Below are 8875 nucleotides of genomic sequence, written 5' to 3' on the forward strand. Positions count from 1 at the left end.
CTGCCGCACTGAAAGTTGCAGGTTAAGAAGCCTGCTCCCCGCACCCGCGGGGATGACCCCTGGGTGTGGAACAAGATCAAGGGTGTCTGGGACTGCTCCCCGCGCCCGCGGGGATGACCCCACCTGGATGACCTTCGAGGTCGATGTCACGCCCTGCCCCGCACCCGCGGGGATGACCCCTCGCGGCCTATGACGGCCAGGAGCATGACCGACTCCCCGCACCTGCGAGGGTGACCGCTACCATGCCCCCTCACCCCTGCCGAGCGGCGTGGCCTGACCCCGCTGCTGCGGTCTCACGTCCGGCCCTACGGGGAGGTGGACCTGGCTGCGGACTCCCGCCTGCACCTCGCTGCAGGCTCGACCTTTCCCCGCTCTCCTAGCGCTGCGGACGTCGAGCAGTCGGCGCTGACCCGCACAGCTCCGTGAGCCCCTGCTTTTCATCACCGCAGTCACCTCCGTAGGGCGAGATGAGGCCGGCTTCGATGGTTCGGGAACCGAAGGGGGAATCGCGCCGCACGGCTGACGAGGCGGCACAGATAACCTGCGCGAGTGAAGCGGATTCAACGTGCCGCCGGCGCGGTCATCGGCTCAGCGGTGGGTGACGCCCTGGGTGCCCCCTTCGAGTTCGGTCCTCAGGGAGTGTTCTCCGCGCGGTTTCCCACGCCCGGTGCCGGTGGCGAGATGTGCGGAGGCGGCGGCTGGGACCCCGGCGAGGCCACTGACGACACGCAGATGGCCGTCCTGGTCGCCGACTCCCTGCTGGAACGAGGCGGACTGGATCTGCCGGACATCTTCGCCCGCTTCCAGCGGTGGGCAGCAGCAGAGCCGAAGGACATCGGCCTCCAGACCGAGGACGTCCTGACCAACGGCATGCCCTGGGACCTCGCCGCCGCGTTCCACTTCCAGGTCAATCAGCGAGCAGCCGGAAACGGCTCCTTGATGCGGGCGTCGACCTCCGCGGTCCACTTCGCCGCCGCAGGCCAAGAAGCCACCATGGAAGCGGCCCGCCGCATCGCTGCACTCACCCACGGGGACCGCGCGGCCTGGGAAGGTACCGCGATCTTCCACGAACTCATCCGCGTCACGTTCGAGGACAGAGATCCCCTCACCGCGCTGCCGGACGTACTGGCTCTCGTCCACCCCGACCACCGCGGCCGCTACGCCACAGTCCTCACTCCCGACTGGCACCCCGATCAGGCCACCGAGTTCAACGGTGCCGTCTGGCCCTGCCTGGGCTCCGCCGTCTGGGCCCTGCGCACCACCACCACCTTCGAAGACGCGATACGCGCGGCGATCGACCTCGGCGGCGATACGGACACCGTCGCCGCAGTGACCGGAGGCCTCGCGGGGGCCTACCACGGGCTGGACGCGATCCCCGCCCACTGGACCCAGCCGCTCCATGTCCCCCTTCCCGGATTCGACGGAAGAGTGCTGCACCTGCCAGACCTGCTCCACCTCACGCACCGCCTCGGAGGCTGAACCGGTTCGTGCCCTCCGACCGGGGCTGTTCTGCTGCCGCGCAGATGTCTGGGCCCTCCGGTCAGAAGACCATCCAGTGACCACCGAAGACCGCTTGAAGAACAATTGCCACTCCGCGGTCAACCAGTGCGAACAGGGCGAGAATCAACATGGAGACGATTGTGAACTGGCCGACCGGATGTCTGAGAAAACGACTCCAGGACGACCGCGGGATCTTCATGGTCTCCACCTTTGCCCACGACAGCGGGGTACGTCAGCGGAATCGGAAGCTCAGCGGGTTGGAGCAGTGACCGTCGGCTCCAGGTGCGTGCCTTGCCGGTCGGCGCAGGGGCTCGGGCCAGGGCAGGAGAACGCGGCATCATTGCGAAGGGTCAGCGGTACTCGCCGCCGCCGAGCCGGGACAGCCGGTGGCCGTGAGCCAGGGGGCGGCTTCGGCGAGCCGGTTCAGGTTGGTGGGGGCCAGGGCGGGGTCGGTGGTGGTGGTCGAGGGCGGTGGCGAGGATGCCGATGGCCATGTCATTGCCGTGGTCGCGGGCGGCAAGGTGGCTGCCGCACGTGCCGCAGAAGCCGCGGGCGGTCTTGCCGGGGTGGGTGTCGAACCAGTTCGGATCCGTCCCGGTCCACTTCAGCCCGTCCATGGGGAACCCGACCCACCACTGGAACGGTGCGCCGGAGCGTGTCGAGCAGTGCGTGCAGGCGCAGATTTCCCTGTCAAGTCCTTGTGTTCAGGGTTCAGGGTCGCGCCGAAGGTAGCCTCTGGGTGACCTACCACCGCGCCACTCGGGGAGCGGCCCTGCTCGCTGGCACAGCTGACTTATTTTGCTAAAGTAGGGCAGGGCCACATTAGTTCGCAGGAATTCCGGCCGTGCAGCTTCCTAATCGAAGACGTTGAGCACGCGTCCCCGGATCTTGCGTTGCTCGAGCTTGAGGTGTGACAGGCGAAGTTCACCGATGGCAGTGGTCCTGGCGAGTTTGGGGGTCTCCCAGAACATCTTCATCCACTCCGGATGGGTGACTTCCCAGAGATAGATCGCGAGGTTTTCCCTGAGGAGTTTGGTGAGCTTCTTGCCGTTGAGGATGCGTTCGCGGACGTCGATGTTCTGGCGGGGGCCCAGGCACTGGACGGCGGTGAGAAGATCCTCGCTGTCCAGATGGTCCGGCGGGATCTCTCCAGCTTCTTGGAGGGCGTCTGCGAGCTCTCGGACCTGCTGAGGTGCGGGAAGGTCCTTGGCGGAGTGGAGGGCCAGCATGGCGGCCACTGAGTCGGTGCTGGTGGGCCGCATGACGCGGCCTTCGAAACGGACTCGCTGCGCCCATTCGACGGCTTCGATCTGCCGTAGCTGTCCGGTGAGCTCGGCGATGTTCTCGTCTGCCAAGGCGGCGGCGCCGGCGGGCGTGCCAGGGCGGGTGTCGCCGTCGTAGTGCGTCCAGGAGGGATTTCCTGCTCCCCAGGAGAGTGCCCGCGTGGTGACCATGGTCTGCCAGAGGCGGGCAACGGTCAGCGCGTCCTCGCGCGGGTCGTTGTCGCCCCGCTCGGGAGACATGCCGTGCATGCCGCCGCCCGGCCGAAGCCCGGGGCGGAAGACGGCTGGGCCGGCTTGGCGCGCGGATCGCGGAGGTTCGCCTTCGCCAGCGCGGCCAGACCGCAGCCGGTGGGGTAGCGCTTGCCGCGAATGCGATGAGCGAAAGCGAGCGTGTCGACGGTCCGCTTGAGCAGGGAGTCTGGGACGTCGGTGACCATGGCGGCTGCGCGAAAATCGGCGGTTAGGATGCCGTGGCCGATGACTAGCCGCTTTCCGTGCAGAGCGTTGATCAGGCGGCTGGCAGGGCGGGGTCCTTCGATCAGTTCTTGTCCCGTGACGCGGAGTTCGGCCCCGCTCCATTCGGCATGGACGAGCCCGGCCCGGCCGATCACCCAGCCCTCCGGCGGCGCGGGGGCAACCCCGCGTCCGTGAGCACGAGAGCCGCGATCGAAGTCGACGTCGCAGAAGGTCAGTGCCAATGGGCGTCCCTGTCCCTGTCCCTGCTCATGCTGACGGCGACGACGTGATGCCTTGCCCAAGGGATGCCCCGTTCCTCCAGAAGGTGTGACGCAGTGCGATCACATCGTGACAGCAGCCACTGACAGTCCTATCTGACCTGGGGGAAAGCAGCAGGGGCGGCCTGCGTCCGCGGCACCGCCCGGGGCCATCGGGGGAGCAGGTGACGTGGCCGAGCCGAGGTGTAGGTTCTCACTTTCGATGTCAGGCGCCGACGCTATGACCTGGACGTTCCCCTCCAGTCTCACGACGTGTCGGCAAGCGGCTGTCTCAGATCGATGTCATTTCCTCAGACTGCCTAGCCAGCTGCGCCGGACCTCATGAACCTGCATCGGCAGCCGTCCGTTCCATCCACTTCCGCACCTTCACTGCTTGCTCGATGCGGTTGACGATGTCCTTCTTGGACGCCGTGTCCAAGGTCTCCGGGATCTTGTCGAAGGTGTCGGGAAGGACGTCGAGGAGACCCCAGATCTGCTCGCCGGTGCTGACGGTCAGCAGTTGCTGGCACCTCCACTGCAGAGGCACCTCGGGACGGTGCGTGAGCCGCTGCACGAGTGTCGGGAACAGGTAGTGCGTCGCTTCTGCGGCGAGGTGCTCTCGTAGCCAGTCGACCGGGAGCCGCTGGCTGAAGCCATGCATGGCGGCCTCCTGGGCCAGGTCCAGGAGCTGAGCGGTGTCGACGGCTCGGATGGTGCGGGGAAGGGTCGGGGCCATGTCGCGATGATGCCAAGAAGCCAGTGCGGCGCCGAGAGGTCAGCTGGGCCGGGATGCGATCTGCTGACGGGCAGGGCCCCAGACGTCCTCGAACTCCTCGAAGGTGAGTTGTTCGGGGTCGTGGCCTTCCCATTCCGGAACGGGCAGCTCGGCGGTGATCCCGAATCTGCTGTCGTAATCACCGAGGCGGCCTGCGTCGCGGGCCCGCTGCCACTCGGCGAGGGAAGCTGCTGCGATCGGGATCAGCTCTGGCCCTTCGAGTTCGACCTGCCGGATCACCCAGCCTTCGGCGTCGACCTCGAAGTAGAACCAGGTGTCTTCCTCGTCCCAGTAGCAGCGCATCCATGTGGTCACCAGGCCATGATGCCGGGCCAGATGCGCCGCCCTACTCCGCTCTATCTCATGACTGGGCGATGAATCCTGCGGATCGGTCGAGCTGGAAAGGAGAACCGACCCGGGTTGGATCCCAGCCTTGATCCCGTGCCGCTCGAGTGCTGGCAGCAACGTGAGCTGGGCGAATGGGCCCCATCTCGACGCCCACCCAGTTGCTGGGATGGGCCTGACCGCTGGTGAAGATCAAGGTCGTGCCCGGCTGGCCGCCGCTGGCTGCTTCAACCGCATAGGTCAGCGGTGTCCAGCAGAGGCCCTGCATGTAGGAGGGCTTCCTGCGGATCCGCCAGCGGTACTCGATCCCGTCAACGGTTATGCGCCGGGAACCCTTCTTGTTCAGCGCCATCTTCGCCTCCTCCGCTGTGGGACTCTGCTGTGTCGCCGCGGTCGCGAAAAGCAGGTTGCACGCGAACGTACCGAACGTTGTCGCCGACAAGCGCCTTCGGGGCTACGGATGGGTTGATCAGCCCATAATTGGAGTCAGTGCCGAGCGACCCGGCGCATCGCACCCGCCCCGGGTGCGCTCACCGCGATCGGAGAGCATCGTGAAGAACAGCCCGTTGTGGCGAGTGGTTGACAACGAGAGTGGTAGCCAGTCCATCGTCAGCACGCCCTCCGAGGCAGTTGCGTTCGTCAACAGCCGGTTCGACACCGATGACGACGACGAGCCGTTCAGCATCACCGAGGTCGGTCCTCTCCTTCCGAAGCCGCTCGGGGTCATCACCGCATGGGCCGCCGAGAAGGACGGCGAGCGAACCGACGGGCGTACTGCCCCGATCACCATCAGGCCGGTTGTGACGGACAACGCCGGCGAGTGCGATGACGTGGTGCTCTGGCGCGACGTGTACGTCTCCTGGGACCACGACATGTACACCGTCGAGGAGCCGGACAGCTCCGAGTACAGCGAGGCTTACAGCGCTGCCGAGTTGAGCGCGATCCTCGACGAGTACGCCGACGACTACGAGTACGCGCCTGAAGGGCCTGAAGGGCCCGACAGCCACAGGTGGCCGAAACCGGAAGAGTTGATCACCTACGGCGCCCAGGAGTGCGCCAAGCGGTTCGGGCACCTCGACGACGACGCCCTGCTGTGGCTCGCTGCCACCCGCATCACGCTCGCGGTGTGGCGCAACACACCCGTCGAGAACTGGCATGCCGGGAAGAGTCCGCTCCACGACGGCACAATGATGCGGATCAACACGGCAACCACCCGACTCGTGCGCTCGATGCTGTCGTTCGACCATGTCGACTGGATCGGTCTCGGTCTCGCGATCGTCAACCCGTCCCGGGTTCTACCGACCGGGCAGTCTGTTCTCGAGCTCGGGCTGGCCTGCCACAACCCTGACGACCCGGCGCACGAGGCTGATCCGCGCGAAGAACTCGCGGAGATGGCACAGGACGCGATCGCTTGGGGGCGAGCGTACTGCCTTCGCGAGAAGGAGTTCGGCCTGCGAACCCTGATCGAATTCTTCTGCGCGTCCGACAACGGCTGGTTCGGAACACCGAGTTGGGGGCGCATCGTCGATCGGTTCACTACGGCTGTCGACGACCGGGAGAGTGCGCACTGGCGCATGCACCGAGACGAGCCTTGGTTCGACGAGTGGTTCACCAACCGCCCGGCCGACATTGCGGACATCACGGAACTTCGTCGGCTGCTCCATGCCGGGCCCGACCTGCTGTCCGAGGAGGCCGCCGAATGGTGCGTGGATGGTGCCATCGGCTACGTCTGCCGGGACGACCACGCGAACGGCTGCCTGCAGTGCGGCATCCCGCTGGCAACGGAGTCCCCCAACGAGTGAACGTGGGCACCAGCGTAGAAAATCAGCAACCCACTGACCGCGCTCTCTCTCGCCTACTCGGCGGCCTCCCCCTGCTCGGGGAGCCTCACCCATACGAGTGAGCGACTTGACCTGCCAGTCTCAGATTCGTGTCAGATATGCCATCGGTTGGCCATCGCTCGTGAGATTTGGCCACGAAATCTGAGTCCCTACACGAGGGCAGACGGTCAACCGGCCGTGTTGTGCTCGGTTTCCGGCACCGGGGGCAGCCAGTGCACGGCGTTGTCGCGGAAGGACGCGTGGATCGGCACGAGGTCTGGGCCGCTGGTGTCGTCGAGGGCAGTGACGTTGATGCCGATCTCCGGGATGTCGCTGTCGATCGCCGCGACGCGGCTGCAGAAGCCGCGCTTCGCCTCACCGGGGAAGGTCTCGTACCAGGTCGGCTCGCCACCCTCGCCGGTCCAGGAGACCGTCGCGAAGCCCACCCACCACATCACTGGGGTGCCGCCCAGCTTTTGGCAATCCCTGCATGCACATGTGTGAGGGAACGTTGCGGGACCTTCGGTGGTGAAGCGGATCCGGCCGCACAGGCAGCCGCCGGTACGTTCCTGGGCTGCTTCGTCTCCCTGGGCATCGGCGGCTGCGGTGGCGTTCATCAGGTGATCTCCCGAACGCGATAGGCAAGTTGAGCCGATCAGTGTGCCATCGTTTCCGTGAGCGCCAGGACGCTGTTGACGGCTCGGGCGTGGCCCCCGGCCGCGTGCGCCGATTGCGGAGGCGTCACGCGGCCGGGTGACGAAACCGCGGCTCAGGGGCGTCCGAGGGCTCGGGTCATCCAGCCGGCTTCGCGCCACTGGTCGGCGTTGAGGGTGCCGCGGGCGTCGATGACCTTGGGGCTGTTGGTTCGGGTGGCGAGCCTCTTGGGGTCGATGTTGGAGAACTGGTGCCACTCGGTGAGGTTCAGCAGCAGGTCCGCGTCATCGACGGCGGCGATGGGGTCTTCGACGTAGTCGAGTTCGGGGTGGAGCTTGCGGGCGTTGTCCAGGGCCTTGGGGTCGGTGACGGTGACGGTGGCGCCGAGGTCGTGGAGGGCCTGGGCGACGGCGAGGGCGGGCGAGTCGCGGATGTCGTCGGTCCCGGGCTTGAACGCGGCGCCCCAGACGGTGATCCGCTTGCCGCGCAGGTCGGGCCCGAGTTCGTCGCGGGCGAGGTCGATGACGCGCTGGCGGCGGCGGGCGTTTACGATGGCGGCTTCGCGGAGGATGCCGACGGCCTCGCCGGCGTTGAGTTCGTCCGCGCGGGTGATGAAGCCGCCGAGGTCCTTGGGTAGGCAGCCGCCGCCGAAGCCGAGGCCGGGCCGCATGCCGTGGCGGCCGATGCGGTGGTCATGGCCGAGGATGTTCGCGAGTTCGGCGACGTTGGCGCCGGACTTCTCGCAGACCTCGGCCATCGCGTTGATGAAGGAGATCTTGGTGGCGAGGAAGGAGTTCGCGGCGCCCTTGGCGAGCTCGGCGGTGGCCCAGTCGGTGACGAGGGTCGGCGTCCCCGACTCGATGATCTTGGCGAACGCCTGCCGCAGCAGGGCCTCGGCCCAGGAGTGGTCGGAGTTGAAGCCGAGGACGAGCCGGTCCGGGCGGAGGGTGTCATCGACCGCGAAGGACTCGCGGAGGAACTCCGGGTTCCAGGCCACCTCGATGAGGTCCCCGGCCGGAGCCATGTCCCGGAGGAGTTCGGCGACGCGGGGTGCGGTGCCGACCGGGACGCTGGACTTGACCGCGATGACGGCCGGGGTTGTCAGGCCGGGTGCCAGCTTGGTGACGGCGTCGAAGAGGTGGGTGAGGTCGTAGGCGTCGGTGCCGGGTTGCGGCGGGGTGCCGACCCCGATGAAGTGCAGGTCGGCGAACTCGGCGGCCTCGCCGTAGGAGGCGGTGAAGCGGAGCCGGCCGGTCGCGGTGTGTTTGGCGAGGAGGTCATCGAGGTCGCGTTCGAAGAACGGGGCCCGGCCGGAGTTCAGGATGGCGACCTTGTCGATGTCGCTGTCCATGCCCAGGACGTCGTGGCCGAGCTCGGCCATGCAGGCCGCGTGGGTGGCGCCAAGGTAGCCGCATCCGATGACGGTCATCTTCATGAGCGGGGTGTCCCTTCGGGTTTGGCCGCCGCGGATGGCCCCACCCTTGCCCCCGCCCGGAAGGGCGGGGTGATCAGGAGGACCTGGCGGCCAGATGGCGGTGGATCCCGTCCCGGATGAACGGGGGGAATCGTGAGCATGTCGAGGTGCTCGGGGGCGAAGAACTGGAGCTTGACGCCTTCGGAGAGCGGGAGGCGGGTCTCGTCGCCGTCCCAGGTGGCGGCGAAGAAGGTGATGATCTGCCCGGAGCCGTGCTCGTCGCGGGTCTCGAACAGCTCGGTCAGCGATTCGGCGGTGAGGCCGGCTTCTTCGTCGAGTTCGCGGACGATCGCGGCGGCCGGGGCCTCGCC

Annotated in this window: 12 protein-coding genes; 2 read left to right on the top strand and 10 right to left on the bottom strand. The window is 67.2% G+C overall.

The window, feature by feature from the left end:
* Window positions 1-549 precede the first annotated feature (549 nt).
* Window positions 550-1479, top strand: coding sequence for an ADP-ribosylglycohydrolase family protein (locus tag VR44_RS29145; RefSeq protein WP_045950607.1), 930 nt, complete (start codon window positions 550-552; stop codon window positions 1477-1479).
* Between the two features lie 61 nt (window positions 1480-1540).
* Here the strand turns inward: VR44_RS29145 and VR44_RS45375 are convergent, their stop codons facing one another.
* From VR44_RS45375 to VR44_RS43070, 7 genes are all read right to left on the bottom strand, one after another.
* Window positions 1541-1699, bottom strand: coding sequence for a hypothetical protein (locus VR44_RS45375; RefSeq protein WP_157880432.1), 159 nt, complete (start codon window positions 1697-1699; stop codon window positions 1541-1543).
* 151 nt (window positions 1700-1850) lie between these two features.
* A complete protein-coding gene (locus VR44_RS29150; protein ID WP_094191990.1) occupies window positions 1851-2183 on the bottom strand; it encodes a GFA family protein in 333 nt (110 codons plus the stop codon).
* Window positions 2184-2354: 171 nt separating this feature from the next.
* Window positions 2355-3023, bottom strand: a complete 669-nt coding sequence (locus VR44_RS29155; protein ID WP_157880433.1) for a hypothetical protein — start codon at window positions 3021-3023, stop codon at window positions 2355-2357.
* A complete protein-coding gene (locus VR44_RS45380) occupies window positions 2978-3481 on the bottom strand; it encodes a hypothetical protein (RefSeq protein WP_157880434.1) in 504 nt (167 codons plus the stop codon). The genes VR44_RS29155 and VR44_RS45380 overlap by 46 nt, the downstream gene beginning before the upstream one ends.
* Before the next feature lie 355 nt (window positions 3482-3836).
* Window positions 3837-4232, bottom strand: coding sequence for a hypothetical protein (locus tag VR44_RS29165; protein WP_045950611.1), 396 nt, complete (start codon window positions 4230-4232; stop codon window positions 3837-3839).
* A 39-nt stretch (window positions 4233-4271) separates the two neighbouring features.
* Window positions 4272-4574, bottom strand: a complete 303-nt coding sequence (locus VR44_RS29170; protein WP_045950612.1) for a hypothetical protein — start codon at window positions 4572-4574, stop codon at window positions 4272-4274.
* 58 nt (window positions 4575-4632) lie between these two features.
* Complete coding sequence (locus tag VR44_RS43070) at window positions 4633-4968, bottom strand: hypothetical protein (RefSeq protein ID WP_094191991.1); 336 nt, start codon at window positions 4966-4968, stop codon at window positions 4633-4635.
* 199 nt (window positions 4969-5167) lie between these two features.
* Between VR44_RS43070 and VR44_RS29175 the strand changes: the two genes are divergently transcribed.
* The gene (locus tag VR44_RS29175) at window positions 5168-6418 is read left to right on the top strand and encodes a hypothetical protein (RefSeq protein WP_245692415.1); all 1251 of its coding nucleotides are present in this window, start codon (window positions 5168-5170) and stop codon (window positions 6416-6418) included.
* 206 nt (window positions 6419-6624) lie between these two features.
* Here the strand turns inward: VR44_RS29175 and VR44_RS29180 are convergent, their stop codons facing one another.
* From VR44_RS29180 to VR44_RS29190, 3 genes are all read right to left on the bottom strand, one after another.
* Entirely contained in the window at window positions 6625-7053 is a 429-nt protein-coding gene (locus VR44_RS29180) for a GFA family protein (protein WP_045950614.1), read from the bottom strand.
* Window positions 7054-7205: 152 nt separating this feature from the next.
* On the bottom strand, window positions 7206-8525 hold the full coding sequence (locus VR44_RS29185) for a UDP-glucose dehydrogenase family protein (RefSeq protein WP_045950615.1): 1320 nt from the start codon (window positions 8523-8525) through the stop codon (window positions 7206-7208).
* On the bottom strand, window positions 8522-8875 hold a 354-nt coding region (locus VR44_RS29190; RefSeq protein WP_245692418.1), incomplete at its 5' end, for an NUDIX domain-containing protein. The genes VR44_RS29185 and VR44_RS29190, both read right to left, overlap by 4 nt.

This window comes from Streptomyces katrae (assembly GCF_000966975.1).
GTDB lineage: Bacteria > Actinomycetota > Actinomycetes > Streptomycetales > Streptomycetaceae > Streptomyces > Streptomyces katrae.